The sequence below is a fragment of the Caulobacter sp. GW821-FHT10A10 genome (genome assembly GCF_059415745.1).
Window position 1 is genome coordinate 1 of record NZ_JBWKNV010000009.1, and the last position, 24,415, is coordinate 24,415.

At 66.4% G+C, this 24,415-nt stretch carries 31 protein-coding genes and 2 pseudogenes; 17 read left to right on the plus strand and 16 right to left on the minus strand.

Going from position 1 to position 24,415, the window contains the following annotated elements:
• A partial coding sequence (locus AC07NS_RS21940) for a toxin-activating lysine-acyltransferase (RefSeq protein WP_494607027.1) occupies positions 1-177 on the plus strand: 177 nt, incomplete at its 5' end.
• Positions 178-1,298: 1,121 nt separating this feature from the next.
• Here the strand turns inward: AC07NS_RS21940 and AC07NS_RS21945 are convergent.
• The 3 genes from AC07NS_RS21945 to AC07NS_RS21955 form a co-directional block, all read right to left on the minus strand.
• Entirely contained in the window at positions 1,299-1,592 is a 294-nt protein-coding gene (locus AC07NS_RS21945) for a DUF6894 family protein (RefSeq protein WP_110117681.1), read from the minus strand.
• 203 nt (positions 1,593-1,795) lie between these two features.
• Positions 1,796-2,554: a Crp/Fnr family transcriptional regulator gene (locus AC07NS_RS21950; RefSeq protein ID WP_494606727.1), complete on the minus strand. Its 759-nt coding sequence runs from the start codon at positions 2,552-2,554 to the stop codon at positions 1,796-1,798.
• The gene (locus AC07NS_RS21955) at positions 2,551-2,751 is read right to left on the minus strand and encodes a hypothetical protein (RefSeq protein WP_158285926.1); all 201 of its coding nucleotides are present in this window, start codon (positions 2,749-2,751) and stop codon (positions 2,551-2,553) included. The genes AC07NS_RS21950 and AC07NS_RS21955 overlap by 4 nt, the downstream gene beginning before the upstream one ends.
• 146 nt (positions 2,752-2,897) lie before the next feature.
• Between AC07NS_RS21955 and AC07NS_RS21960 the strand changes: the two genes are divergently transcribed.
• Positions 2,898-3,617, plus strand: a complete 720-nt coding sequence (locus AC07NS_RS21960; protein WP_494606729.1) for a Crp/Fnr family transcriptional regulator — start codon at positions 2,898-2,900, stop codon at positions 3,615-3,617.
• A gap of 30 nt (positions 3,618-3,647) precedes the next feature.
• Here the strand turns inward: AC07NS_RS21960 and AC07NS_RS21965 are convergent, their stop codons facing one another.
• The 3 genes from AC07NS_RS21965 to AC07NS_RS21975 all read right to left on the minus strand — a co-directional run bounded on the left by AC07NS_RS21965 (position 3,648) and on the right by AC07NS_RS21975 (position 5,282).
• Positions 3,648-3,908 carry a hypothetical protein gene (locus AC07NS_RS21965; protein ID WP_494606731.1) on the minus strand — a complete coding sequence of 87 codons (261 nt, stop codon included), beginning with the start codon at positions 3,906-3,908 and terminating at the stop codon, positions 3,648-3,650.
• A 226-nt stretch (positions 3,909-4,134) separates the two neighbouring features.
• Entirely contained in the window at positions 4,135-4,668 is a 534-nt protein-coding gene (locus AC07NS_RS21970) for an iron-containing redox enzyme family protein (RefSeq protein ID WP_494606732.1), read from the minus strand.
• Entirely contained in the window at positions 4,665-5,282 is a 618-nt protein-coding gene (locus tag AC07NS_RS21975; protein WP_494606734.1) for a hypothetical protein, read from the minus strand. Before AC07NS_RS21975 ends, AC07NS_RS21970 begins: the two co-directional genes overlap by 4 nt.
• 84 nt (positions 5,283-5,366) lie before the next feature.
• Here AC07NS_RS21975 and AC07NS_RS21980 point away from each other — a divergent pair, with 84 nt between their 5' ends.
• The 7 genes from AC07NS_RS21980 (at position 5,367) to AC07NS_RS22010 (ending at position 10,064) form a co-directional block, all read left to right on the plus strand.
• Complete coding sequence (locus tag AC07NS_RS21980; RefSeq protein ID WP_110117678.1) at positions 5,367-5,954, plus strand: SRPBCC family protein; 588 nt, start codon at positions 5,367-5,369, stop codon at positions 5,952-5,954.
• A gap of 26 nt (positions 5,955-5,980) precedes the next feature.
• A complete protein-coding gene (locus AC07NS_RS21985; RefSeq protein ID WP_494606736.1) occupies positions 5,981-7,171 on the plus strand; it encodes a zinc-dependent alcohol dehydrogenase in 1,191 nt (396 codons plus the stop codon).
• Positions 7,171-7,962 (plus strand): SDR family NAD(P)-dependent oxidoreductase, encoded by a 792-nt coding sequence (locus AC07NS_RS21990; protein WP_110117677.1) that lies wholly within the window; start codon positions 7,171-7,173, stop codon positions 7,960-7,962. The genes AC07NS_RS21985 and AC07NS_RS21990 overlap by 1 nt, the downstream gene beginning before the upstream one ends.
• Positions 7,963-8,154: 192 nt before the next feature.
• A complete protein-coding gene (locus AC07NS_RS21995; protein ID WP_101716315.1) occupies positions 8,155-8,337 on the plus strand; it encodes a hypothetical protein in 183 nt (60 codons plus the stop codon).
• 182 nt (positions 8,338-8,519) lie between these two features.
• A complete protein-coding gene (locus AC07NS_RS22000) occupies positions 8,520-8,960 on the plus strand; it encodes a hemerythrin domain-containing protein (protein WP_494606739.1) in 441 nt (146 codons plus the stop codon).
• 3 nt (positions 8,961-8,963) lie between these two features.
• Positions 8,964-9,476 carry a CinA family protein gene (locus AC07NS_RS22005; protein WP_110117675.1) on the plus strand — a complete coding sequence of 171 codons (513 nt, stop codon included), beginning with the start codon at positions 8,964-8,966 and terminating at the stop codon, positions 9,474-9,476.
• A gap of 195 nt (positions 9,477-9,671) precedes the next feature.
• The gene (locus AC07NS_RS22010) at positions 9,672-10,064 is read left to right on the plus strand and encodes a GFA family protein (RefSeq protein WP_110117674.1); all 393 of its coding nucleotides are present in this window, start codon (positions 9,672-9,674) and stop codon (positions 10,062-10,064) included.
• 353 nt (positions 10,065-10,417) lie between these two features.
• Here AC07NS_RS22010 and AC07NS_RS22015 read toward each other — a convergent pair whose 3' ends face one another.
• The gene (locus tag AC07NS_RS22015; RefSeq protein WP_110117673.1) at positions 10,418-11,404 is read right to left on the minus strand and encodes a helix-turn-helix domain-containing protein; all 987 of its coding nucleotides are present in this window, start codon (positions 11,402-11,404) and stop codon (positions 10,418-10,420) included.
• Between the two features lie 538 nt (positions 11,405-11,942).
• Here AC07NS_RS22015 and AC07NS_RS22020 point away from each other — a divergent pair.
• Together AC07NS_RS22020 and AC07NS_RS22025 are read left to right on the plus strand one after the other, a co-directional pair.
• Positions 11,943-12,077, plus strand: coding sequence for an antirestriction protein ArdA (locus AC07NS_RS22020; RefSeq protein ID WP_233245120.1), 135 nt, complete (start codon positions 11,943-11,945; stop codon positions 12,075-12,077).
• Positions 12,078-12,208: 131 nt separating this feature from the next.
• Positions 12,209-12,508, plus strand: a complete 300-nt coding sequence (locus AC07NS_RS22025) for a hypothetical protein (protein ID WP_110117672.1) — start codon at positions 12,209-12,211, stop codon at positions 12,506-12,508.
• A 329-nt stretch (positions 12,509-12,837) separates the two neighbouring features.
• On the opposite strand, the gene AC07NS_RS22030 is transcribed toward AC07NS_RS22025, so the two are convergent.
• Entirely contained in the window at positions 12,838-13,182 is a 345-nt protein-coding gene (locus AC07NS_RS22030; RefSeq protein ID WP_110132752.1) for a hypothetical protein, read from the minus strand.
• A gap of 261 nt (positions 13,183-13,443) precedes the next feature.
• On the opposite strand from AC07NS_RS22030, the gene AC07NS_RS22035 reads away from it, so the two are divergent.
• A complete protein-coding gene (locus tag AC07NS_RS22035) occupies positions 13,444-13,722 on the plus strand; it encodes a SemiSWEET family sugar transporter (protein ID WP_494606743.1) in 279 nt (92 codons plus the stop codon).
• 37 nt (positions 13,723-13,759) lie between these two features.
• Here the strand turns inward: AC07NS_RS22035 and AC07NS_RS22040 are convergent, their stop codons facing one another.
• Both AC07NS_RS22040 and AC07NS_RS22045 read right to left on the minus strand, forming a co-directional pair.
• Positions 13,760-14,221, minus strand: coding sequence for a response regulator (locus tag AC07NS_RS22040; protein WP_494607029.1), 462 nt, complete (start codon positions 14,219-14,221; stop codon positions 13,760-13,762).
• A pseudogene (locus AC07NS_RS22045) lies at positions 14,219-15,559 on the minus strand (sensor histidine kinase); the annotation flags it as partial. The pseudogene AC07NS_RS22045 and the gene AC07NS_RS22040, both read right to left, overlap by 3 nt.
• Positions 15,560-15,668: 109 nt before the next feature.
• Here AC07NS_RS22045 and AC07NS_RS22050 point away from each other — a divergent pair.
• From AC07NS_RS22050 to AC07NS_RS22065, 4 genes are all read left to right on the plus strand, one after another.
• Positions 15,669-16,160: a MarR family winged helix-turn-helix transcriptional regulator gene (locus AC07NS_RS22050; protein ID WP_110117668.1), complete on the plus strand. Its 492-nt coding sequence runs from the start codon at positions 15,669-15,671 to the stop codon at positions 16,158-16,160.
• 92 nt (positions 16,161-16,252) lie between these two features.
• On the plus strand, positions 16,253-16,735 hold the full coding sequence (locus tag AC07NS_RS22055) for a hypothetical protein (RefSeq protein WP_110117667.1): 483 nt from the start codon (positions 16,253-16,255) through the stop codon (positions 16,733-16,735).
• A gap of 155 nt (positions 16,736-16,890) precedes the next feature.
• Positions 16,891-17,676 (plus strand): TIGR02587 family membrane protein, encoded by a 786-nt coding sequence (locus tag AC07NS_RS22060; RefSeq protein ID WP_494607031.1) that lies wholly within the window; start codon positions 16,891-16,893, stop codon positions 17,674-17,676.
• Positions 17,676-18,125 carry a hypothetical protein gene (locus tag AC07NS_RS22065; RefSeq protein ID WP_494606745.1) on the plus strand — a complete coding sequence of 150 codons (450 nt, stop codon included), beginning with the start codon at positions 17,676-17,678 and terminating at the stop codon, positions 18,123-18,125. Before AC07NS_RS22060 ends, AC07NS_RS22065 begins: the two co-directional genes overlap by 1 nt.
• Before the next feature lie 5 nt (positions 18,126-18,130).
• Here the strand turns inward: AC07NS_RS22065 and AC07NS_RS22070 are convergent, their stop codons facing one another.
• Genes AC07NS_RS22070 through AC07NS_RS22085 form a run of 4 tightly spaced genes read right to left on the minus strand, consistent with a single transcriptional unit; the run spans position 18,131 to position 22,317 of the window.
• Positions 18,131-18,436: a hypothetical protein gene (locus AC07NS_RS22070; RefSeq protein WP_110117664.1), complete on the minus strand. Its 306-nt coding sequence runs from the start codon at positions 18,434-18,436 to the stop codon at positions 18,131-18,133.
• Positions 18,433-20,976 (minus strand): cbb3-type cytochrome c oxidase subunit I, encoded by a 2,544-nt coding sequence (locus tag AC07NS_RS22075; RefSeq protein WP_494606747.1) that lies wholly within the window; start codon positions 20,974-20,976, stop codon positions 18,433-18,435. Before AC07NS_RS22075 ends, AC07NS_RS22070 begins: the two co-directional genes overlap by 4 nt.
• Complete coding sequence (gene coxB, locus AC07NS_RS22080) at positions 20,973-21,938, minus strand: cytochrome c oxidase subunit II (RefSeq protein WP_494606748.1); 966 nt, start codon at positions 21,936-21,938, stop codon at positions 20,973-20,975. Before coxB ends, AC07NS_RS22075 begins: the two co-directional genes overlap by 4 nt.
• The gene (locus AC07NS_RS22085; RefSeq protein WP_494606750.1) at positions 21,928-22,317 is read right to left on the minus strand and encodes a c-type cytochrome; all 390 of its coding nucleotides are present in this window, start codon (positions 22,315-22,317) and stop codon (positions 21,928-21,930) included. Before AC07NS_RS22085 ends, coxB begins: the two co-directional genes overlap by 11 nt.
• 202 nt (positions 22,318-22,519) lie before the next feature.
• Between AC07NS_RS22085 and AC07NS_RS22090 the strand changes: the two are divergent.
• Positions 22,520-22,966 (plus strand): annotated as a pseudogene (locus AC07NS_RS22090) (c-type cytochrome); the annotation flags it as partial.
• Between the two features lie 25 nt (positions 22,967-22,991).
• Here AC07NS_RS22090 and AC07NS_RS22095 read toward each other — a convergent pair.
• Together AC07NS_RS22095 and AC07NS_RS22100 are read right to left on the minus strand one after the other, a co-directional pair.
• Positions 22,992-23,702, minus strand: a complete 711-nt coding sequence (locus AC07NS_RS22095; RefSeq protein WP_494606751.1) for a cytochrome b — start codon at positions 23,700-23,702, stop codon at positions 22,992-22,994.
• A complete protein-coding gene (locus AC07NS_RS22100; protein WP_494606753.1) occupies positions 23,699-24,412 on the minus strand; it encodes a cytochrome c oxidase assembly protein in 714 nt (237 codons plus the stop codon). The genes AC07NS_RS22095 and AC07NS_RS22100 overlap by 4 nt, the downstream gene beginning before the upstream one ends.
• Positions 24,413-24,415: the final 3 nt, after the last annotated feature.

The following is a 24,415-nucleotide window of genomic DNA, read 5'->3' on the forward strand; positions in this document are numbered from 1 at the left end:
TGGCAGGCCGGCGATCGTCCCTGGCTGATGGAGCTGGTCGCCCCCTTCGGCGGCCAGGACGAGATCCTCGCCGACCTCGCCGCCAACGTCTTCCCCGGCAAGACCTTCAAGTTCCACACCATCGGCGCAGACGGCCAGCGCGTGGTCGTCTCCTATCCCCCGCAGCCCCAAGCCTGAGTTCGTGTCGTCGTGCTGATCGCTACTCTCGCCGCGGCGGGCGCGCTGGGCCTTTCCTGGCCCAGCCTGCCGCATTCCATCCCGTTCCCGACCGAGGGGATGCATCGGCGCGCCGGCTACCGGGGTCCACGTCTAGGTTTCCGCTAAAGGGCGCCTAACCGTCTCTGAGCGCAGACATGTGATGCTGGCGGAGTGAGTGGTCGGCTCTCATTACACCGTAGATGAACTATGCTCTTTCCATTGATGCTCAGCGGGATTCGGAAACGACGAGGGCATTTCCCTGAGGTCTGGCTAGCGATTGTCGAGTCAGAGGCTGGCTCTAGTCATCGAACAGATCGCCGCGCAATCAGGTGACATACTCGGTTCGGAAGAACGAGCGCGAGAGTGGTTACGATCTCATCCGATACCGGCGCGTGATGGCAAAGCAGCCCAGCAGCTCGTCGCCGAGGATGGGTAATGCAGTTATTGGCTACCTCAATGAGATGAGGTACGGCAGTCGCGTATAGGCGAGCACTGACTCATCGCTCCCGTTGGGAAGGTCTCTGGCGGCTCACCTGGAGTATGACTATAGCTTCCGGCTTTAATGTCCCTAAGCTCGGCGACAGAGCCATTGCTGCGCTTTCTTAATATTTGTGCATAAAGACCATGATTGTTTTCGCCTCGTCGTCAAGTTGCGCGCATGTATATTCTCATTTTTCTCTGATAATTATCATTATATCTGAAAATTAATACAGGCCCGAGCTCCTCGGCGGGGCAGCGCCTGGACACGCGTGGCGAGATTCCCGATCGTCCCGCGGACAGCCTCTTCGAGGTCCGTGCGGCCCATGACCTCGCCTTCTTCGACCGGCATCCTGACGTGGCCGCTTGGCGCGCAGAGATCGCCCTCAACGAACATGGCCCCGGCGCCGTTCATAAGGTCGAAGTGTGGATGAGGCCGCCGCGTGTCGGCTAGGCGCTCTCGCGCGAGCAAGGGGCATAAGCAGCCCCTTCCGGCTCGGGCTGGATCGTAGCGGTGTTATACTTAGGACAAGCGCTGTTCCTCTTCCGGCGCCGGAGGGCGGTGATCCGGACTGGTTGGGACGGGCAATTTGGCTTGAGCGAACACCCAAGCGGCAAAGGCCTCAGAGCGGGTTTGACCCTGGGCGATCAGCTCGGGTCTCGCCTGGGTCCTTGACGTCGTTGTCCTCCACGACCGGCTGAAGCCCGCGGGCGCTGCCTTGCCACACGACCTGCTCGTCCTGACTGCGGACGCTGATGCGCAGGGATATGGCGGTGTGATCGCAAAGCGCATGGTCGCGGAGAATTTCCGAGACCAGCAGCAAGGCTTGTCTGATCGCCGCGGGAGCGTCGGCCGCATCAACCTGTTCGGTCGTGGCCGCGCCGTCGCTGTCGATGTCGAAGTGAAAGGTGGTCATGCTCACACGCCCGCGTGGCGCCTCGATCCTGTGCTGTCGACGCGCGGCGGCCGGTGAGACCTGACCTCTCCGCGGACTGTTGCCCGTCGGTTCAACAGTTCAAGGCTCCCCTGGAGCCGGTCTTGATCCTTGGCTGAAGCCCCTGACAAGCCGGCCGTTCCCTGATCGCGCTCCGCTGATCAATTGATGATCCTGGTCACGCATCACGCCTCCTGTCGGCTCGGCTGGGGACGACGCAGGACAGACCCTTCACTAGCCTCGGTCTGGGGGCGAAAGACTTCAGGATCAAAGCCGCCAAGCGCGGCCAGGCGATCCCAATCGAGAATTTGCAGAACGCCGTTCTTGACCACCGCCAGGTGATCGTCGCGAAGGCCGCGCAGCACCCTATGGATATGAACCACAGAAAGTCCTAGGGCGTCGGCGATGTCGCTCTGCACAGCCGGCAGGGCGCAACGGCTGTCGCCGGCCAGGCCCAAGGTCTTTTGACGCCAGTAGATCTCGCAAAAGAAATTGGCCGTCCGCGCCGACGCAGATCGCCGTCCCAGGCTGATGAGGCCGTTTCGCTGGGCGCGCGCCTCGGTCAGCACCGCGCGGCAGAGCGTGGCCAGAAGACTGGCATGGTCGCGCAGCATGGCCCGAAGATCCGGGGCGCTGATTTTCCGCACCTCGCAAGGCGCCAGCGCGCGCACCTCGTAGTCGACCCCGACAAAGAGGCCGGCCAGGTCAATAAGGTCGCCAGGCGTGGCCACGCTGAAGATCTGGCGCCCGCCGTCGCTGAGCACCGTCTGCTTCACGGCCAGACCGCGCGCCAGGAGCCGCAAGCACGAGCGCTCGCCGGGAGCCAGGATGAGATCACCAGCCTCGAATGTCTCAGACGTGGGGGCGCACTCCGACAGGCGCTCGCGAACGCCTTCGCGCAAAGGCCCGAACCGGTCGAGGCTGGCTATCAAAAGACGGTTCAAGCCGGCGGTTCCGCTGGCGAGCGGGTAACGACGGCGATGCGTTCTTCGTCGCGCCAGATCTCGATCTCCTGGCAGCTGCGATGCTCGGCCAGCAAGGCTTGAGCACGGTGCTGAGGATCTACGGTTTCGACATCCAGATCGACAAACGTCGTCCTGCAATCGTCGGTGACGCCGATAAAGATAAGCGGAGTGAGCAACGAAACCTCCAGGCGCGAGGAGTCTAGGCCCCTCGCAGCAGGTTCGCGTTGATCTAGGTTATCGGCTCGATCGTTTGACGGCCTTAAAGCTCTTTGTCCGTAAAGGGAGAGGGGAGTTTCCCCATGTCGCTATGCCGCCAGCCCCAGTGATCACGCCTCTCATCGAAAAGATGGCAAGACGCGACGTCATCTCTCCGATCGAGCGCGAGGCGCTGGCCGGCCTTCTCGGGCCAACGCGCAGGGTCGCCGCCGGCAAGGCGCTGGTCGAGCCCGGCGACCGGCCCGATTTTAGCACCTTCGTCGTCAGCGGCTTTTGCGCCCGTTTCACGCTGACGCCGACCGGCGGGCGTCAGCTCACCGAGATCAATATCGGCGGCGATTTTGTCGACCTGCACAGCCTTCTGATGCGGCAGATGGATCACGGCGTCGTGGCCTTGGCCGATTGCGTCGTCGCGCCCGCCGCCCACGAGGATCTGCGTCGCCTTAGCGAACAGCAGCCGCATCTGATGCGGTTGCTCTGGCTGGAAACCGTGGTCGACGCGGCGATCCATCGCCAGTGGCTGGTGGCGCTTGGGCAACAGAACGCGGCCAGTCGCTTGGCGCACCTGATCTGCGAACTCTATCTGCGGCTCGAGGCGGCCGGCATCGCCCGGAACTTCGGATTTGTTCTGCCCATGACACAGGCTGATTTGGGCGACGTGCTCGGCTTGACTCAGGTCCACGTCAATAGAGTGCTTATGGACCTGCGGCGCCAGGGGCTCGTGGACTGGAAGGCCGGTCACATGACCATCAACGATTGGGAGTCCTTGGCGCGGCTTGGCCAGTTCGACCCAGCCTATCTTCGCCTCCAGAACGACCCCGTCTGATCGCCGCCGCCGATCTTGACCATCAGCGCTTTAACGCCCGGTCGACCGTCGTTTTCGTGCGCGCGTCGGCGGCGCGCGCGATCTGAGAAGCTCGTGGATGATCAACGCGGCGGCCTGCTTTCGAGACGCCGCCAGGCCCTGAACACGTGGCTGCCCATCGCCTTCGAATACCCTCCAGAGCCAGTGGCCTGCCGGGGTTGGCGAGACGGTGAAGCGGATGACCACTTCGCCAGCGGCGTTCTTCGAGCGCGTCGCCGCCGGCGTGAGGGCGCACTGCGCTTGCGTGGTCATGCCGGCGCTCCCAAAGGATAGGCAAAGCTATCCGGGGCGCGCCAGGGCTCAGGGCTTGGCGCCCGTCGAGCGTGGACCTCGACCCTGGGGCTCCGCGGCCAGGCGTGCGCCAGGCGTCGGGCTTGAGCGATAGCGCCCCGGCGCCCGGTGAAGAAGAAGAAACTCGCCCGTCTCGGCGATCTTTACGCACCGCAGGGCAGGACATCCAGGATGGTCGTCATGGCGATCACTCGGCCGCGTAGACCAGAGGGGGGGCGTGGGCCCAAAGATGAGCGCGATAGGTCTCAAAGCACTGCTCGCCGCAGATCAGCCGCATCACCGCGCCCTCGGCGATGTAGCGAGCGCGCGTGGGATCTTCCGCTACGAGCGGCAGCAGGGCCTCAGTGTTCCAGGCCTTGGAATGCTCGATGTCGAGATGGGCGTGAAGCGCGAAGTATTTGCGGGCGTCGGGCGAAACGCCGACACGCTTGAGACCGGCGTCAACGCAAGACACCCGCGTTGGCGCGGTCAGCTCCACCACCCCCAAGGCGCCGATTGAGTGCCATGCATAACGGCGCGTGGTGGCGAAGGCGGTCATGGTGTTGGCCAGGCACAGTGACTGCCAAAGCGTGGTGTCGATGGTGGGGGTCAGGCCCAGGGTCGCAGTCGTTCGCGAGAGCATCGGGCCATGCATCCCCTTGGCGCTGCCGCGACCCATCTCGTCCCAGTAGTTGCGGGCCAGTTCGAGCTTGGCGCGGTCTGGGATCTTGACCTGGGTCAAGGCGACCAGATCGTCGAATCCGGCCTCGCCGCCGCCTCCTGGGTCAGAAACCACTTGATATCCTCAAGGCTGGCCGCGCCCTGCAGCCAGCCGAACAGGGAATCCCCTTGGCCGGGGCCGTGGTCCTTCAGCGCCTCGAACCACGCCACGAATGCTTCGGCCTCTTGCGGGACCGCCTCGACCAAGGGCGCGACTAGATCGCGGAAGGCTTCGATGAACTCGCCCTCGACCGCTTTCATGAGGCGCTCTTCCTCGATGGTGCAGCGCCAATCAGCGCTCGGCGTCGCGGGCGACAGGCGGCGGTGGTTCCAGTGCGCCAGACCTTTGTGCAAGGCGTCGGCGTCAGGAAATTGCGGGCTGAAGCCGCCAAGGCGCGAGAGGCGATCGCCACCGAACACGGTTGGCACTCCGATAAGGCGGGAAAAGGTCGGCGTGAACGCAGATCGCACGTCCTGGCCTTCTCCCGCGGTTGCACTGGCCGCGTCATCAGCGGCGAGCAGCACAAACGACACGCCCCGGCGCGTGTTCCAATGTCGACAAGCCGGCTCAGCGCCGCGCGTCAAAAGAACCTTGCTGCCTTTGGCGATCGAACGGTTTTCGCCGCGGACCGTCATTTGATGGGGCGCCTGGCCTGGACCTTGGCTTTCGGAACAACGGCGACGGCGGGTGGTTGATCCGCCGAACCCAGGAGATCGAGGATGTCCGAAGAGACCATCGGCCGCGCGCTGCAAAGCGACGCGCCGCTGACCGCCGCCGTGCACCAGCGCGATATCGCCCACGAGGTCGCTGAGGAGCGCGGCTGGCGCGAGGCCGCCTTGGTGGGGCGCACCGTCACCATCAATCGGCCGCGCGCCGAGCTCTATGCGTTCTGGCGCGATTTTCGAAACCTGGCGCACTTCATGGAGGACGTCGAAAGTATCACGCCGAGCGACGATCGCCGCTGGCGCTGGGTGGTCAAGGGGCCGGCGGGTAAGACCGTGGCGTGGGAAAGCGTCCTCACCGACGAGGTCGAAAACGAGCTCCTGGCCTGGGAGTCGGTTGAAGGCGCCGACATCAAGAACTTCGGTCGCGTGGAGTTTCGCGATGGTCCGCCCGGACGGGGGACCGAAGTGACCGCCACCATCATCTACGAGCCGCCGGGGGGAGACCTGGGCAAGCTCATCGCCAAACTGTTCCAGAAGGAACCCAAGATCCAGGCGCGCCGGGAGCTGCGCCGGTTCAAGCAGTTGATGGAGACGGGCGAGATCTCCACCGCAAAAACCTCCAACGCCGCGCCGCAAGGCTGACCCCAACCCAATTGATGGAGCCGCCGATGCGCGCTTTGACCTGGCACGGCAAACACGACGTACGGATGGACACCGTTCCAGACCCCAAGATCGTCAATCCCCGCGATGCGATCATCAAGATCACCTCGACTGCGATCTGCGGCTCGGATCTGCATCTCTACGACAGCATGATCCCCTCCATGGAGCGCGGGGACATCCTGGGCCATGAGTTCATGGGCGAGGTTGTCGAGACCGGTCCCGGCTCGACCTTGCAGAAGGGCCAGCGCGTCGTCGTCCCGTTCGTGATCGCCTGCGGCAAGTGTTTCCACTGCGAAAAGCAGCAGTTCTCCGGCTGTGAGAACTCAAACCCGGCCGAAACCCAGGACCTGGGCGAGATCGCTTACGGGACGGCGATGACGGGCCTTTTCGGCTATTCGCACATGACCGGCGGCTATGCCGGCGGCCAGGCCGAATATGTCCGCGTGCCCTATAGCGACGTTGGCCCCATCGTCATTCCCGACGGGCTGGAGGACGACAAGGTGCTATTCCTGTCGGACATCCTGCCCACCGGTTGGATGGCGGCGGAGAACTGCCAGATCGAGCCGGGCGATACGGTGGCGGTCTGGGGTTGCGGGCCCGTTGGTCTGTTCGCGGTCCAGAGCGCGCTGATCCAGGGCGCGCACAAGGTCATCGCCATCGACCATCACCCCCATCGTCTGGATCTGGCCAGGTCCATGGGCGCGGAGGTGATCAACTATCACGATGTCAAGGTCCGCGAGGCCCTGATGGCTATGACCGGCGGCATCGGTCCGGACGCCTGCATCGACGCGGTGGGCATGGAGAGCCACGGTTTCTCGATCGACAATGTCGTGGACGCGGTAAAAGTGGCCACGCGGGTCGGCACCGACCGAGCCCATGTCCTGCGCGAGGTGCTGATGGCCTGCCGCACCGGCGGGCGGGTTTCGATTCCCGGCGTCTATGGCGGCATGGGCGACAAGATCCCGATCGGCGCCCTGATGGAGAAGGGCCTGCAGATCCGCACCGGCCAGACCCACGTCCACAAGTACCTGCGGCCGCTGCTCGACCTGATCGGCGATGGGGTCATCGACACCACCTTCCTGATCAGCCACCGGCTGCCGCTGGAGAGCGCCCCGGCCGGCTACAAGATGTTCAAGGAAAACCAGAACGAGGTGACCAAGGTCGTCCTCAAGCCTGACTGGCAGAAGGAAGCCGCCTGATGATCGAGGAACAACGCCCCCTGGCCGTGATTACCGGCGCCTCGTCGGGCATCGGCTACGAACTGGCCAAGCTGGCGGCCGAAGACGGTTACGACCTGGTGATCGCCGCCGACGAACCGTCCATCGTCGAGGCCCATGCCGGTCTCAAACAGCACGGCACGCGGGTCCAATCCCTGCAGGTGGACCTGTCGACCACGCAAGGCGTCGACCAACTACTGGACCTGGTCGGCGATCGCACCGTGGACGCCCTGATGGCCAACGCCGGCCGGGGCCTGGGTCACGGCTTCCTCGACCAGGACTGGGACGACGCTCGGTTCGTGATCGACACCAACATCACCGGCACGGTCTATCTGATCCAGCAGGTGGCCAGGGACATGCGCGACCGCGACCGCGGGCGGATCCTGATCACCGGCTCGATCGCCGGCTTGATGCCAGGCTCCTTCCAAGCCGTCTACAATGGCACCAAAGCGTTCCTCGACAGTTTCGCCTGGGCGTTGCGTAACGAGCTCAAGGAAACCGGCGTTTCGGTTAGCTGCCTGATGCCGGGTCCGACCGACACCGAGTTCTTCGACCGTGCCGACATGCTCGACACTAAGGTCGGGGCCGATCCCAAGAAGGCAGATCCCGCCGATGTCGCGCTCGCGGGCTATCGCGCCATGCAAAAGGGCGAGGGTGACGTCGTGGCCGGCTTCAAGAACAAGTTGCAAGCGGCGATGGCGGCGGTGACGCCCCAGAGCGTGCTGGCCGAGCAGCATCGCAAGATGGCCGAGCCGGGGTCGGGAGACCGATGATGGGCGCCCAAGACCCAGAAGGTTCGCAGAAGCCTGGGGACAGGGATGCGGCCTTGAGGCGCCGCCGCCGCCGGCGCTCGACCCGAACCGCAAGACCGATGCGACCTGCGACCCGACGGCTGACGATCCGGGTAACGGCGCGGACTGAGGGAACAGCGCAAACCGGTAGCTTCACGGCGATAGGAGAAGGTTATGAGCGACAAGCCCAATACGGAAGGGCGCCAGTCCAACGCGGCGTTGCCGCCGGGGGAGCGACCTGGGTTGGTCTCGGAGAAGGGGACGGTTCGCACTGGCAAGGCCGAGCAGAAAGCCGCCGGACCGGACGGCCCCAGCGCCGCCGAGGTCGGTGACACGTTCAAGGGCAAGGCCCCCTAGGTCGCGTCCGCTCGAGGGGCGGTCCAGTCCGACTTTGGCGCGGTTTCTGGATGCGTCCTACTTCAATAACCAATGCAAGCCTTAGAGGAGAGCGTCCCATAGTCGCCGCCGCCAAGTCCAAAGCCCCCGCCAAGAGCCGCCGCACGCGACGCACCGGGCGTCGCGATCCCCTCGCCATCACCTTGCTCAAGAAGGACCATCGCCAGGTCGAGAGCTGGTTCGACGAATACGAGCAACTCGAGGACGACGGTGAGAAGCTCGTCCTGTTCAACAAGATCGCCCTGGCCCTCAAGGTCCACACCCAGATCGAGGAAGAAATCTTCTATCCGGAAGAGCGCGGCGAGATTGAGGACGACATGCTGGACGAGGCCTATGTCGAGCACGACGGCGCCAAGAAGCTGATCGCCGAGATCGAGGAAATGCAGCCGGGCGAAGAGTTCTACGACGCCAAGGTCAAGGTCCTGGGCGAATACATCAAGCACCACGTCAAGGAAGAGGAGCAGCCGGGCGGCATCTTCGCCCAAGCCAAGAAGGGCGATGAGGATCTGGACGCCATGGGCGAACGCCTGAAGGCTCGGAAGGAAGAGCTGATGGCGACCATGGGCGCCGAGCGAGCGAACTGACGGGTGGCCCAGGCGCTAGACCCTATCCTGACGCCGCAGCTGGACGCCTTGACGCGACGAGTTCTGGAGAAGGCCTGCGCCCAGGACTTGAAGCTGGGTACGGCGGAAAGCTGCACGGGAGGTCTGCTGGCCTCCCTGCTGACCGACGTGCCCGGCTGTTCGCACGCGTTCGAACAGGGCTTCGTGGTCTATTCCGACCACGCCAAGCATCAGCAACTGGGCATTCCCCTCGAAAAGCTGGTCGGCGGCGGCGCGGTGTCACAGGACGTCGTCGTGGCCATGGCCAGCGCCGCCCTGGCCCGCTCCCAGGCGGACATCGTCCTGGCGGTGACGGGCTGGGCCGAGGACATGGGCGACCCTGAAAGGCCTGGCGGTCTGGTTCATTTCGCCTGCGCGCGACGCGACAGGCCGACCCAACATCGCAAGGTCGAACTTGGCGTCATCGGCCGCCAAGCTTTTCGTCTGGCATGCCTGGCGATCGCCATGGACATGCTGGCCGTCGCGGTCTCCACGTGAATCCGGCTCGCGTTTGAAGCCGAAGCTCAAGTTCAAAACCCTCAGAAGGTCTCTGGCGTGGTCTAGGTCAGTGGACACCGATGGTCGGCTGGCCGTGGGAGCTCCGGGCGCGACCCTCATTGAGGTTTGAGCTAGGCGATCGCAATGCAACCTGGAGCATGCTGAATTGTTTGCAGTGCAGCATGGAGATTTAGCATGCGTATCGCTCGATGCAGATGCGGGTCGGTGTCCGCCCAGTGCATGGGAGAGCCTGTGCGGGTTTCAGTCTGTCATTGTCTTGCCTGCCAGCAGAGAACTGGCAGCGTTCTGGCGTCCCAAGCCCGGTTTGAAGAAACCTCAGTCGCGATCGGCGGTCGGACCAGCACCTACATCCGGACAGCCGATAGCGGTTCCAGGGTCCTCTACATGTTCTGCCCGAACTGTGGCGACACGATCGCCTACGTCAATGAAGGCGAGCCTGATGTGGTGGCCATCCCCATCGGGGCATTCGCCGACCCTTCGTTCCCGGCGCCGACCGTGTCGTTTTACGAGCATCGCGCACATCGATGGGTCCTGATTGCGCTACCCGGCGGAGACCATCGCCATTGAGGAAAGATCGTAGATCTTTGCCCCGGGTTCGCGCACCACTTGGGCCTCGCACGAGGACGCTCAAGCGGCAGCCAAGAACGGAGCGGCCCTCTGCGCCAGAAGGCCCATGATCAGGCCGCCGAGAACGTCGCCAGAACCTAAAATCAAGCTCCGCCCCACCGCCGAGGTAGCCCGCGCAGCAGCTTGGGCGTCAATCAAACGATCCCATAAATCGCGGCGGCAACGCGCTGGGCGTCTTCATCGGCCCGGCTCTCAGCTTTTGGGAGCGATCATGAGCTATTTGAGCGACTAGGCGGCCGGGTCCAGCGCGCCTTGCTGCACGGAGACGTAAAGGCGTTGTGGCCATTGGTCGGCTAGGCCACGCTTGACGGCTGGTCCTTAGGGCTTTGCAAGACTGCAAAGCGACATGGATCGCCGCTCTCATTTGCGACCTGGACTTGGTGGGGTGAGTTCAGCGCCAGACAGTCTCCGGCGTTGAGGTGATGGTGTTCATCGCCGTCCATTACGGTTACGTCCCCGTGCAGCAGCCAAATGGCCGGCCGTGACGCCGTATGGGTGAGCGAGAGTTTGGAGATCGCACCGCCTGGCAAAGTGTAGTCCGCCAGCAGGATAGGGTGCCCGGGCAGGGCAAGTACTTGCGTGCGGCTGAGGCCTGTCTCCGGGTCGGTCCAGCGCGATTGATCGCGCGCCCGCGAGAGGCGGTCGGCATGCTCTGGCTTAATAAGAAGATCTGAGAGATTCAGCTCGAAAGCGGCCGCCAATCGAATGAGTAGGGCCGCCGTGGCGCCGGTCTGATTTCGTTCGATTTTACTGATCATCGCCTTCGATACGCCCGAGCGCTCGGCGACAACGGCCAACGACCATCCTCTTACTTCCCGCTCCAGGCGAAAGCGCCACGCCAGCAGCGGTCCAACGTCGGGCGCGGCCAGCGCCTTTCGGGGCTCAGGCCGCGGCGGGGGAAGGGGCGGCTCATTTAACGATGCTAACGCGTTCGGTGTGGACGAGCCGCTGTCGTCCGCCGGGGCTAGGCCTGGCCAGAGATCGTAGTCTTCCTGGCTCAACCACAGGCGTCCCTGCGGAATGAAGCGGGCCGGGGTATTCAGCATCAAGGGTTCGCCTGGCGAGACCTCCTGATTTTTCAAGAACCGGTACGGTGATGAGCCGGACCTGTGCAGGTCAAGCGTCGCCCAAATGCGGCCGATGCCGATGATCGTAACAGGATAGGGCTTGGACCTGACAGTCGGGTCTGGATCCGTTGATTCCAGTAAAAGAACTTGGCCTACGTTGATCGCGACCTTGGCCTTTGTCGCAGCGGCAGGCCGGATGGAGGGGAGCGGCATGATCAGCCCGAAATTGCCGAGAACGATCCAGCAAAGAAGCAGGTGATGAAACAGTGTCTACTATAGGCGATATGGTCAATTATAGAAGCCAATTCCATGCATCGACTCGTTGCGTGTAGCTAAGGTCGAGTCGTTGAGCCTGGGCGCGGTGGGCGGCGACCCTTCGGCCAGAAATTCCTCGCAGACGGTGACCCTCTCCTGAAGCTCCAGGGTCAGCTCATAAGTTAGCGGATGCTGATCGTAGACACGCAGCGCCTCAAGTGGCGAAATTGAAGGCGCCAGGCCTCGCGTCCTCCCAAGCGTGTAAGCATCTTCTGACCGCTGCTGCGGCCCCAGCTTAGGGCGCCGCCCTCGGCGCGCTTCGGATCGGCTTCCGCCCAGCTTCGGTCCCTTCGGGCCCTGCAGCCGGGTCCCCGCGAAGCCGCCCTCCGCTTGCACACCCGCTCTCGCCGAGGGGCAAGGGTTCGATGACGAACCCCTGCCTCTATGTGTGAGGATCATTGGACAAGCTTCTGAAAGCCTTGAGCCCCGCATCTATGTGGCGTGTCTTGCCGCCTATAATCGCGGCCTCCTCCATGGCGCCTGGATCGAGGTCGAGGACGACCTTGCGGCCATGCTGGCGGGGCTGCTCGCCGCCTCGCCTGGAGGGGGGCGAGGAGTACAGGCGCGGTGAGGAGGTGTGGTGAAGGCGCAGGCCCCTGGAGATCGATCAGGTCGGGCCGGCGAGCCGCTGCGGCCGTGAGGGAACCGGCGGGCTCGCCCGTGGTTGTGGCAGGCGAACCCAACATCCTGCAAGGAGACATCATGACCGACACCGGTATTTCCCAGGCCAATGTACGCCATCGCGATAAGGCCAGGGATCAGCTTGGCGCGGCCGGCGCGTCGGCCAAGGACGCCTATGGCAGCCTCCGGACCGGCGCCGAAGAGCTCTATGCCGGCGGGCGCGAACATTTTCAGGACGGTCGCCAGGTCATCGAGGAAAAGGTTCGCGAAAGGCCGATCCTGGCGTTGACCGCCGCGATCGGCGTCGGCGTCCTGCTGGGCCTCCTGCTGCGCGGCCCGCGCACCGTCTATGTCCGCGTGCCTGCCACCACCCGGCCCTAGTCCTGGAGAGAAGCCCCGCGCCTTGATGGCCGGGCGGGCCGCCCTGGATGAGACACCCAGAGCGGCTGGGCCAAACGGATCTGATAAGCGGCCTGCTCCTACAAGGCCGCATTGGCGCGACCAGTCCGCTGTCCTGGCTAAGCTCAGCCTCGGTGTGAAGGCCTAGCGCCGCCGGGTGGTCCGAAGTGTCCAGCCGTCCCGCGGGCCGAGGCGCTCCGCTGGCAGGATCGGCGCTCCCAAGGCGTGGAATGTTCGGCTCGCAGCGGCTCGACCACCTCGCCGTCGGCGACGAGCCGCGCCTGGCGACCGTGCGCACGAACCTCGGATCTTTAAGTCTCGGCGGCGTCGAGAGCGACCTTGAGAAGGTCCCGGCTCGCGCCTGCGCGGATGATCGGAACGTCGATCAGCACATCGGCGGCAAAAACGCCGTCGTGCTCGATGGTTTCGGCCACCGCGACCAGCGGCAAATCAGGAGACAGGGCCTTTAGGACGGCGAGCCGGCGCAGGTCATCCTCGTAATGGTCGGGCCGCAGACCGGCGATGACGAAATCCACCTGCGACAACGTTCCGAGACGATCCAGATCGGCCTGCTCGGCGTCGACGACCTCCCAGCCGCGCGCCTCCAAAGCCGCGCGGGTCTCGCCACCGCAATGGTCGGTCAATACCCGGACCATGAAACCTCCCAACCGCGCCTTCAGTCTGGACGCGCCAAAAGGTTTGGCCGTCCCGTTCATCAGGCCAAACCACAGTGCTCGCCAGACGGTTCCTGGCGAGGGGGCGGTGGGCGATGAAGGCGCGAGGCCACAGCTTCACTTCCTTTGTCGCAGCCGTCTTTTGATAGGCGAGCAGGGTGGTTTTGGGCCCCGCCCGCTGCGGCGTGAAGCCATCGACGCCCCGATCGCTTATTGCGCCTGATGACAGACAGGTTGGCCTGAATGACCACACATTTCGACGTCGTGGCGCTGATCGGACTGGGCGCGGCCCTCTGCTCGATGAGCAGCTTCGTGCCTCAACTGATCAAGATCTGGCGCGAGGGCGATGCTTCTGCCGTCTCGCTGCGAATGTTCGCCCTGACGGTCGCCGGCTTTACGCTGTGGGCGGTCTACGGCGTCTTGCGGGGAGGCTGGCCGCTGGTGCTCAGCAACCTCGTCTGCCTGGAACTGTCGGCGACGATCCTGATTTCCAAGACGATCCTGGAGCGGCGCTCAGCCTGAGGCCGACATCGCCGCAGCCGTCCAAGATGCTGGCGCATCATGCCGCGCCAGTTTCGGGAACGCGGGCGTTCGAGCCAAGGCGGCTCATCACCGCGTGGAGCGCGGCAAACTGCACCGGCTTGGCCATGTACCCGTCCGCCCCCGCCTGCAGGCCCGCCGCCCGGTCGGTCTCCCCGGCGCTGGCGCTGAGCATCACGATGGGCACGCAGAACCCCTCGAACCGTATGGCCCGGACGGCCTCCAAGCCGTCCATGACCGGCATGTTGACGTCCATGAGCACCAGGTCGAAGCCGCCTTGACGGACAGCCGCCAGGCCTTCCGCCCCGTTCCCGGCCACGACGCACAGGTGCCCAAGGCCCTCTAGCCAGGCGGCGAGGATGCGCTGGTTGGCTGGGTGATCCTCGACGACAAGGACGCGGCGCGCCGGCGAGGCTGCATCTGGCGCCTCGGGCTCAGGGAGGATCTGGGGCGAGGCGCAACGAACCAGCGGCAGATCGATGACGAACCGTGCGCCCGCCTCGCTCGGCTCAAGGCGAAGATCGCCGCCCAAGAGGCCAGCCACTCGTCGCGAAATCGCCAGGCCAAGACCCGCGCCGCCATGGCGGCGGGTGCTGGAGCTGTCGACCTGGCTGAAAGCCTGGAAGAGGCGGGCCTAGCCAGCGGCCGTCACGCCCGGACCGGTGTCGGCGACGGTAATCCGTAGGCGCTCGGACCCTGGCGACCGGGCTGCCTCGACATGGACGTTTACGGCGCCGGCGTCGGTGAACTTCACCGCGTTGGACAGCAGGTTGTGAAGCATTTGGCTGAGGCGGATAGGGTCGCAGAGCAAAGCCTCTGGGGCCTGCGGCGCAAACGTCACGTCAAGCGCCAGCCCCTTGTCCTGAGCCCTCGGCCTCCAAAGCGCCGCGATGCGGCGCACGAGCGGCGCAAGCTCGACATCGACGATCGCAACCTCGAGCTTGCCCGCCTCGATGCGCGCGAAATCCAAGATATCGTCCAGCAGGCACGCCAGGGTGCGACCCTGCTCGTCGATGACCGCAACCAGTTCCTGCGTCGGCGCGTCCAAGGCGCCGTTGCGCAACAGCTGCGCCGCCCCCAGCACCCCGTTCATGGGCGTCCTCAGTTCGTGGCTGATGACGCCCATGAACGCAGACTTTGCGTCGCTGGCGGCGGTCGCCTCGTCGCGAGCGATCTCCAGAGCCGCGATCAAGCGCGCCTGCTCGGCCTGGAAGGCGTCGATCTGCGCCTTGTGAACCCGTCCGAAGAAAGCCTTGGTGAGGATCGCCGAGCCCGCCACGCCGACGGCCGCCAGCAGCGCCAAACGTCCCGGCTCGCTGCGCGCCGTCGCCAGCACATAGGCCAGCACCGCCAGATAAGGCGTCGCAACGATCAAGGCGCGTCTGGGGAGATGCCGAAACTGGGTCGCGACCAGGAGGACCCCGGCGAACAGGAACGTGATGGTCGCGACCAGTGACCACGGGCCATGGGTTCGCCACGCCAACAGTGGGGCCAAAGCCCAGGCCGCCGAGGTCACGGTGGCGATAACGGTAAGCTCGGCGCCGACGCTGACCCGGGCGCTCCGCGTCAGGGCGCGCTCGATGCGCCCCCGCACCAGCCCCAGGACGCAGCAGGCGATGAACCAGCCAAAGGCGAGATAAGGGCCGCAGGACACGCCGAGCAACAAGGCCCAGGCGCCCAATAGCCAATAGCGAAGACCCTGGGCGATGACGATCGTCGACACGCTCGGGCTGCCGTCGGTTTCTGCCGGGCCGACCACCACGACACGGTTGGGCGGGTAGGGTCCCTGCGGGGACGGCGAGGTTGCGCGCGAGCTCATCGTCCTAGTTCCCACGCAGTTGCTTAAGAGTCGATTATATCGATGTCGATATTTTCGACTCCGGCAGACCTTTTTGATGTCTGGGCAAAGTTGGTCTAGAACCTGACATATGGCGCAGAAAGATCCTGTCACCGCGTTCCCGATCGGGTCGCAAGGCGCGTTCGACGAATTACGGGTCGATCAACAGCTGTGCCTGGCGCTGCAAACGTCAGACAGCCTGGTGACGAGGCTCTATCGCGAGATGCTCGCGCCTTTGGGCCTCACCCATCCGCAGTATCTCGTTCTGATTTCGCTGTGGCAGGAGAATGGTCGGGCGGCGATGGGCGACCTTCGGCGGATCCTGTGCATGGATACCGGCGCTGTCACACCGCTGGTCAAACGCATGGAGAGCAAGGGCCTGCTTGTCCGCTCGCGCGATGACCTGGACGAACGCAGGGTTTGGGTCGATCTGACGCCCCAGGGCTGGGCCCTTCGCGAGAAGGCCCTGGAGGCGCGGCGCTCCGTCGTGCGCCAGTTGCCGTTGACCGAGGCTCAAATCGCCGCCTTGCGCAGCGAGCTGCAGGCGATGAACGAGGCGCTGCTGACGGCTCTCCGAGACTAAGCCCCCGGCAGCTCGACGACCTTGCAGCGCGGGTATCAGGGTTCGGCCAGCGACAGCTCTGAACTTGGCGGCGTCTGGCGTGTTCAGCCGACATGACCAACACCGCCCTGATCCCCTCCGCCCTCATCGGCGCCGTCGCCAGCGCCCGGTCGATGACCCCGATGGCCACCATCGCCGCGGCCCGCCTTGCCGGCCGCTCAACGCCCGGCAAGCTCGTCCTGCTCGACCATCCGCTGTTCAAGTTCGGCGCCCTGGCCATGGGCATCGGCGAGCTGCTGGGCGACAAGATGAAAACCGCGCCCGACCGCACGGTCTTTCTGGGTCTGCTGGCCCGGATCGCCAGCGCCGGCATCGCCGGCGCGGCCCTGGCCCCGCGCGGCCGTGAGAAGGCCGGGGCGGGCGTGGCGATCGCCACCGCGGTGCCGCTGGCCTACCTGACCCTGGCCGGCCGCAAGCAGGCCATGGCCAAGTTCGGCCAGACCCCGAGCGGCCTCGTCGAGGACGCCTTGGTTGTCGCCGCGGGCGTGGCGACCATCGCCTTCTTCACGCACCAGCCGTGGGGCGCCCGCGGCTGACGGGGCGCACCTTGCGATAGTCCGCAAGGCCCTCGCGCAACTGCAATTCCACATCGCCTGATGGCCGCCCAGGAACCGACGGCCAAGCCTGACCGTTGGCAAGGCGAGAGCTGGAGGACAGCGCCTTGGATGCGAACGCGGGTTATGCTCGGGCCTTGAGCCGGGCCTTCGGCGGGGCCTTGCTGTTTTCATTCCCGCTGCTGATGACCATGGAAATGTGGTCGCTGGGCATGGCGGTGGAGCGCTGGCGCCTGCTGGTCTTTCTGCTGCTGACGCTGCCGATGCTGATCGGTCTTTCCTACTACGCCGGCTTCGAGCCGACCTTCCGGCTGAAGGACGAGGTGCTGGACGCCTTGGCCGCCTTCGGCGTCGGCTTCCTGCTGGCGGCGGTCCTGCTGAGCGTCTTCGGCGTGCTGGGGCGCGACGACATCCTCACCCAGGCTGGCCTTGGCAAGATCGCGCTGTGCGCAGCGCCTGCGGCCGTAGGCGCGCTTCTGGCCGGCAAGCAGTTGGGCGAGCGAGGGCCGGGTGCGCGAGAGAAGGAGCGAGCCGGTCCGCTGAGTGAACTCTTCCTGATGGCGGTGGGGGCGGCCTTTCTGGCCTTCAACGTCGCCCCGACCGAGGAGATGGTCCTGATCGCCTACCAGATGGGGCCTTGGGCCACACTGGCCCTGGTGGCGATCTCCATCCTGCTGCTGCACGTCTTCGTCTATCAGCTCGGCTTTCCGGCCGAGACGCGACGCCGGCAGGCCGGCGACTTTCGCCGCACCTTCGTGGCCTTCACCTGTCCCGGCTACGGGGTCGCCCTGGTGATGAGCCTCTATCTCCTCTGGACCTTCGGGCGCACCGATGGAGTCGCCGCCCACGAGATCGCCACCATGACCGTCGTCCTTGGCTTTCCCGCCGCAATCGGCGCGGCCACCGCGCGCCTGGTGGTCTGATGGCCCAGAAGCCCAAGGCCGCAAGTCGATCGCCGGCCTCCAGGCCGAAGGCCTCGCCCAAGCCGGCGCCGGCGCAGGAAACGCCGGCCCTGGAATGGGCCTCGGCTGCGGTGGGGCTGGTGCTGGCCGCCACGGCCATCAGCCTCACGGCTTGGGACGCCCTCTTCGGCGCCAAGGGACCGCCGGCCATCGCGGTGACGCTGGTCGAGGTCACGCCGACCGCTCACGGCTATGTCGCGCAGGTGGAGGCGTTCAATCACGGCGGCGAGCCGGCCGCCCAGGTCCAGATCGAAGGCGTGCTGTCGAGCGAGGGCGGGCAGCAGACCTCGGGCTTCACGATCGACTATGTCGCCGATGGCTCCAAGGCGTCGGGCGGTCTGGTCTTCGAGAAGGATCCGAGGGCTGGCGACCTGAAACTGCGGGCGACGGGCTTCGCAGACGCGTCTTGAGGGTGCTAGTAGCGCCAGAGGAACGGCGCCGATTGCCACAGGATGGCGATGGCCGAGAGCAACGAGGCCAGGGCTGAAAGGCGCTGGACGAAAGCCCCGCCGAGGCCCGGGCGGCCGGTGGCGCGCCAAGCCCGAACCCCCAAGGCGACTGCGGCCAGGACGCAGGCCAGTGTCAGGCCCGCGAGAAGCCAGGTCAGCGGCGCCTGGTGTTCGTATGGGGAGATGTCGGCCAGACTGGCGAGCGCATAGGAGGCCAGGAAATGCGCCGCCCAGAGCGCAAGACCGCCGAGTAGGGAAAGCCAGGTGTTCACGCCAGACCTGCGGGGAAGAGACGGGTGACGCCGAGCCCGACGAGACCCTGGCCGGCGGTGTAGGCCAGGAACAGGCCGACCAGCTCGAGGGTCGCCGGCCGGTCCGGGCCCACATAGCCGCAGAGGCGTCGCATCAGCACATAGATCGCCATGATCGCCGCGACGGCGACGAAGAAGCCTTGCCAGGCCAGGATGGCGTGGACGATCGCGCCCTGGGCGCTGGCCTGCGGCTCAAGGCCGGTCGTACGCCACGACGACAGATCGACGCCGAAGGCGAGGGTCAGTAGAGCGGCCGCGGACAGGACCATGGCTGTGGCCAGCCAAGGGCGCGCGAGATGGCGCTTGGCCAGCAAGGCCAGGGCGCCGCCGGCTGCGGCCGACACGGTAGCGACGGCCTGCGAGGCCATATCCGGCGGCGGACGCCAGGCGTCGGGATTGCGGCTCCACAGGAAGACGTAGGAGAACACCGACATGACCAGCACCATGCCGCCGACGACCAGGGTCACGACCATGGCCCACCAGCCGGTGCTCGACGGTCCGCTGGCGTAGGTCGGCAGCGTGATCCCGGCGCCCACATCCACCGTCCGCTGGGGCGAGGGTTGGTCGAGGAACCAGCACCAGCGCAGCACGCAGAGGGTCGCCAGCACGCCGCTGAGCACCGAAGCGCCATAGGCCTGCACCGTCAGCAGCAGGAAGAAGCCGGCCGTGAACACCGCCGCCCAGACGTGCCAACCGGACGGAACCGGCATGCGCAGCAGATACTGGGGCTCGGCGTTGATAGGGCTGGTGACCAGGGTCTCGCGGCCGCCGGTGGGCGCGCCGGGCAGGAAGTAGCGGCCGGCGGCGACGTCGCGGGCGAGGGTCTTCTGGTCCCACAGCGGATAGAGCGAGGTCACCACCGGGATGCTGCGGGTGGAGTAGAGGCCAGCCGGCAGCCACTCCAGTCCGCCGCCCTCATAGACGTTGCCGGCCTCGCTTGCGCCGAAGGGGCGAAAGTTGCGGATCATGTCGATCAGCCAGATCAGCACGCCGGCGGCGAAGACGAAGGCGCCGATGCTGGAGATGAGGTTCGGCCACTCCCAGTCACGGCCGGCGGCATAGGTGTAGACGCGCCTGGGCATGCCCATCAGTCCGGTCAGGTGCATCGGCAAGAAGGCCAGGTGCATGCCCACGAACATCAGCCCGAAGGTCCAGCGCCCTAGGCGCTCGCTCAAGGGGCGGGCCGAGACCATCGGCGTCCAGTAGTAGATCGCCGCGAACAGCGGAAAGACCATGCCGCCGATCAGCACGTAATGCAGGTGGGCGACGATGAAATAGGTGTCGTGGGCCTGCCAGTCGAAGGGGACCATGGCGGCCATCACGCCGGTCAGCCCGCCCATAACGAAGATCAGCAGCGAGCCGAGCACGAAAAGGCCCGGGGCGTTGAACGTCATCCGACCCGAGGCGACCGTGGCGATCCAGGAAAAGACCTGCACGCCGGCCGGCAGGCTGACGGCCATCGAGGCGGCCGAGAACATTCCGACCGACACGCCCGGCAGGCCGGTCGTGAACATGTGGTGGGCCCAGACCCCGAAGCTGATGAAGCCGGTGGCCAGGAAGGCCAGCACCACCAGCCAGTGACCGACCAGCGCCGTGCGGGCCACCGCGGGCACGATGGTCGACATCGCGCCCGCCGCCGGCAGGAAGATGATGTAGACCTCGGGGTGGCCGAAGAACCAGAAGAGGTGCTGCCACAACATCGGATCGCCGCCGCGCGCGGCGTCGAAGAACGGCCAGCCCAGGGCGCGCTCAAGCTCCAGCAGCGTCGTGGCCAGGATCACCGACGGGAAGGCGATGATGATCATGCCGGCGAACACCAGCATGGCCCAGGCGAAGACCGGCAGCTTGTCCAGGCTCATGCCCGGCGCGCGGGTCTTGAGCACGCCGACGATGATCTCGATGGCCCCGGCGATGGCCGAGATCTCGATGAAGCCGATGCCCAGCAGCCAGAAGTCGGCGTTGATCCCCGGCGAGTAGGTGGTCGAGGTGAGGGGCGGATACATGAACCAGCCGCCGTTCGGCGCCAGGCCGAAGAACAGCGAGCAGAAGAAGGCCAGGCCTCCGATCAGATAAGCCCAGAAGGCGTAGGCCGACAGGCGCGGGAAGGGCAGGTCGCGCGCCCCCAGCATCTGCGGCAGCAGCAGCACGCCCAGCGCCTCGACCGCCGGCACCGCGAACAGGAACATCATCACCGTGCCGTGCATGGTGAAGATCTGATTGTAGGTCTCCTGGGCCAGCACGCCCTGCATCGGCAGGGCCAGCTGCGTGCGCATCAGGAGCGCCAGCACCCCGGCCAGCACGAAGAACAGCATGGCCGCGCCGACGTAGTAGACGCCGACATAGTTATTGTTGATGACGGTGATCCACTGCCAGCCCTTGGGCGCGCACCAGATCGCCTCCAGCTGCTCCAGCTCGCCCTTCGGCCGTCGCCCCTTGATCGGGAAGCGTTCATAGAGGCTGGTGTCGAAGCCGGTCTCCGACGGCGGGGGAGGGCCTCTCACTTCAGGCTCTCCAGATAGGCCGAGACGTCGCGCAGTTCCTTCCCCGTCAGCACCGGATAGGCGGGCATGCGGTTGCCCGGCTTGATCGCCTGGCTGTCGCCGATCCAGCCGGCCAGGGTTCCCTGGTTGTTGGGCAGGACGCCCGCGCCCAGGGTGCGTCGGGCGCCGACATGGGTCAGGTCCGGACCCGCCAGGCCGTTGGCGTCGGTTCCTCGAATGGCGTGGCAGGCCCCGCAGCCAGCGCGCTCGAACACCGCCTTGCCGGCGGCATGGACCGGCGAAGCGACGGCGGGGGCGGCTTGCCTGGCCTTCCAGGTCTCGAAGTCGCCCGGCGCGTGGGCGACGACGACCAGGGCCATCAGCGCATGCGGCCCGCCGCAGAACTCGGCGCACTGGGCGCCGTACTCGCCGGGCTGGTCGGCCTGGACGCGCAGGATGTTGCGGCGGCCGGGGATCATGTCGAGCTTGCCGTTAAGCCGCGGGATCCACAGGCTATGGATGACGTCGGTCGACTCCAGTTCCAGCGCCACGGGGCGGCCGACGGGAATGTGGATCTCGTTGGCGTCCTGGAAGGCCTCGGCGCCCGAAGCCTCCAGATAGGCCACGCGCCACCACCACATCTCGCCGGTGACCCGGATGCGCAGCTCGCCCGGGCGGGGCGGCTCGCTGAGGCGATGGGTCAGGGAAAGGCCCCAAACGAGCAGGGCGCTCAAGACGACGACCGGCAAGGCGATCCCGGCGATCCAGACGAGACGCTCGCCGCCCAGACGCCTGCGCCAGGCCCGCGGTGCGAACAGCGCCAGGGCCAGGGCGATGACGACGATCGCCAGCACCGCAGCGGTCATGGCCAGGAGGCCCCAGGTCAGGCTGCTTAGCGGCGCGGCGAATGGCCCTGCCGGGTCCAGGGCCGGCGGCGGCCAGCCCTTGAAGCTTTCGGAGGCGGGCGGCGTCTCAGTTGGCATCGGACGCATAGAGATAGGCCGCGATGTCGCGGGCTTGGGCGTCTGTCAGGCCAGACGCGGGCATGGCGGTGTCGGGGGCCATGGCCGGCGCATCGCGAAGCCAAGCCACCAGAACGTCTGGACGGTTGGGAAAGCGGCCGGCGATCAGCGCTTGACGCGGGAGATCGTCCAGCGCGCCGCCCACCGCCCCCTTGGGCCATGTCACTCCCGGGATGCGATGGCAGGCGCCGCAGCCCTCGGCCTTGATCAGGGCCAGCCCCCGGGCGGGGTCCGCGCCGGTCACCTGCCGTTGCGCAGCGGGTTTTTCGGCGCAGGCCAGCAGGCCCGCCCCGGCCAGGCCGATCATCGCTGCCTGCGCTGTCTTGGTTCCGCCGCTCAAGCCTGCCCCTTCGAAGCCCCTGGCCCTTTCGAGCGCAAGGGCTCAACCCGCCGGAACAGTCGCGGTTCCGCCGGGTTTAGGCGGGGTGGGCCGCCCGACCGTCCTTTTGCTGATCTTCGTCGCCGTCGGGGTTCTGTTGGCCTGCGGTCGCGCGCCCGGCGAGACCGATCGACGCCTGAGCCTCGATGGCCGAACCATCGCCATGAGCGGCGGCGCGGGCGGAGCGGCCAAGGCCTGCTTTTCCTGCCATGGCCTCGATGGCCTTGGCGACGGCGTCTCGGTTCCGAGGCTGGCCGGTCTGGACGCCGGCTACCTGCAAAAGCAGATGGAGGACTACGCCTCGGGCATCCGGCCCGACAAGGTGATGGGACCCGTCGCCAAGCCGCTGGACGATCGGTCCCGGCGCGCCGTGGCGGCCTATTACGCCAGCTTTCCGGTCAGGGCGGCGCCGGCCTCCGGCGCAGCGCCGCCCCGGCTTTGGACGCTCGGCGATCCTGCGCGCGGCCTGGCGCCCTGCGCCGACTGTCACGGCGCCCAGGCCCAGGGCGTCGGCGCGGGCCAGCCCGCCCTGGGCGGGCAGCCGGCCGCCTATACTCTGGATCAGCTGCAGCGCTGGAAGCGCGCCACGCGGCGCAACGACCCGCGCGGCGTGATGACGACGGTCGCCGCCAAGCTCACCGAAAGCGAAGCCGCCGCCTTAGCGGCCTGGTCAGAGACGCAACCTGCTTCTCCAGCGCCCGCCAGCGGCGTTGCCAGCGCGTCCGCCGTCGCGGCCGCTGCGGCAGGATCGGCAGCATCCCGTGAAGCACGTCGTCGCGATCGATGAGGTGGTGCTTCAGCGCCGCGCCGACATGGATCGGGATCATCGCGACGAGACACAACGCCAGGCCCCAGTGCAGCCACTCGGCGAGGGCCTCGATGGCCCACAGCGTCGCGTGGGGAAGCTCGCCGAACGGCAGCAGGGGCCAGGGCGCGAGGTTGAGCAGGGTCAGTTCCGTCTCGCGGCTAGTGGCCGACACCATCGCCCAGCCGCTCAGAGGCAGGCCGAACAGGCAGGTGTAGAAGACGTAGTGGGTGATATGGGCCGCCGTGCTCTCCCAGCCCGGTTTGTCGGCGTCATTGATGACGGCTGGGGCGAACAGCCGCCAGCCCACACGACCCAGCACCAGGACCAGCATCAACACGCCGATCAGGTAGTGCAGTTCGTAGGCCGCCTGCATCTGGGCGCCGGGCGCGGCGCGGCCCATCCACCAACCCCAGCCGAGCTGGAAGGCGACGAGCCCGGCCATGGTCCAGTGGAAGACGATGGCGACCGGCGAATAGCGTCCCTCGTCGGCATGGCCGGCGGCCCATTCGAAGAGGTTCTCGATCAGCCGGTCGATCATCGGGCGGCGACCGCCGCGCCGCGTAGCTGGCGCCCGAGCAGGGCCAGAGCCGCGGCTAGATAGACTCCGGCGGCTGGGATCCACATGACGAGACCCGCCAGCTGCTGGTCGTCCAGCGGCGAGAGGCCCCAGGACGTCGTCGTCAGGGTGTGCGGCGCATACAGGGCGCGGGGCATGAAGGTCAGCAGGGCGCCCAGCAGGCCCATCTGCACGGTGGTCGCCAGCAGAGCGGCGACGGCGGCCGGCGCGGGGGCGGCTCGCACCGCGCGCCACAGCAGCGTCGCGCTCAGCAGAAGGCTCGCCTGCATCAGCCAGTAGACGCCGTCGCTCGCCAGCGCAGCGCCATAGAGCGCCGGGACGTGCCAGGCCCAGAACGCCGCCGCGAAGGCCAGGGTCGTCGCGGCCAGGCCTCCGGTCCGTGCGCGTGGAAGAGACCTGGCCAACAGCGGCGCGGCAAGACTGGTCAGCAGCACGTGATGCAGCGTCCGGGCCGAGAATAGCGCCGAGCTCAGCGCGCACAGCGGCGAGACGAAGCTCAGCGCCAGCACCGCCATCGCCGCCACGGAGAGGCCGCGCCTTTTGGGCGCTGCAATCCACAGCGCGCAAGCCGCCATCGCCAATGCGCCCATCAGCCACGGATCCAAGTTCCACCGGCTCCAGATCTCGGCCGGCGAGGGGCCGGCGCCGCAGTAGGGCGTCCAGGTCTCCATGCC

Coding starts and splice junctions, on each gene's coding strand:
- AC07NS_RS22010 (WP_110117674.1), top strand. CDS start 9,672: ATGCGTATCGCTCGATGCAGATGCGGGTCGGTGTCCGCCCAGTGCATG.
- AC07NS_RS22055 (WP_110117667.1), top strand. CDS start 16,253: ATGACCAACACCGCCCTGATCCCCTCCGCCCTCATCGGCGCCGTCGCC.
- AC07NS_RS22065 (WP_494606745.1), top strand. CDS start 17,676: ATGGCCCAGAAGCCCAAGGCCGCAAGTCGATCGCCGGCCTCCAGGCCG.
- AC07NS_RS22015 (WP_110117673.1), bottom strand. CDS start 11,404: ATGCCGCTCCCCTCCATCCGGCCTGCCGCTGCGACAAAGGCCAAGGTC.
- AC07NS_RS21985 (WP_494606736.1), top strand. CDS start 5,981: ATGCGCGCTTTGACCTGGCACGGCAAACACGACGTACGGATGGACACC.
- AC07NS_RS21975 (WP_494606734.1), bottom strand. CDS start 5,282: ATGACGGTCCGCGGCGAAAACCGTTCGATCGCCAAAGGCAGCAAGGTT.
- AC07NS_RS21965 (WP_494606731.1), bottom strand. CDS start 3,908: ATGACCACGCAAGCGCAGTGCGCCCTCACGCCGGCGGCGACGCGCTCG.
- AC07NS_RS22035 (WP_494606743.1), top strand. CDS start 13,444: ATGACCACACATTTCGACGTCGTGGCGCTGATCGGACTGGGCGCGGCC.
- AC07NS_RS22025 (WP_110117672.1), top strand. CDS start 12,209: ATGACCGACACCGGTATTTCCCAGGCCAATGTACGCCATCGCGATAAG.
- AC07NS_RS21995 (WP_101716315.1), top strand. CDS start 8,155: ATGAGCGACAAGCCCAATACGGAAGGGCGCCAGTCCAACGCGGCGTTG.
- coxB (WP_494606748.1), bottom strand. CDS start 21,938: ATGCCAACTGAGACGCCGCCCGCCTCCGAAAGCTTCAAGGGCTGGCCG.
- AC07NS_RS22030 (WP_110132752.1), bottom strand. CDS start 13,182: ATGGTCCGGGTATTGACCGACCATTGCGGTGGCGAGACCCGCGCGGCT.
- AC07NS_RS21990 (WP_110117677.1), top strand. CDS start 7,171: ATGATCGAGGAACAACGCCCCCTGGCCGTGATTACCGGCGCCTCGTCG.
- AC07NS_RS21980 (WP_110117678.1), top strand. CDS start 5,367: ATGTCCGAAGAGACCATCGGCCGCGCGCTGCAAAGCGACGCGCCGCTG.
- AC07NS_RS22095 (WP_494606751.1), bottom strand. CDS start 23,702: ATGATCGACCGGCTGATCGAGAACCTCTTCGAATGGGCCGCCGGCCAT.
- AC07NS_RS22050 (WP_110117668.1), top strand. CDS start 15,669: ATGGCGCAGAAAGATCCTGTCACCGCGTTCCCGATCGGGTCGCAAGGC.
- AC07NS_RS22100 (WP_494606753.1), bottom strand. CDS start 24,412: ATGGAGACCTGGACGCCCTACTGCGGCGCCGGCCCCTCGCCGGCCGAG.
- AC07NS_RS21945 (WP_110117681.1), bottom strand. CDS start 1,592: ATGACCACCTTTCACTTCGACATCGACAGCGACGGCGCGGCCACGACC.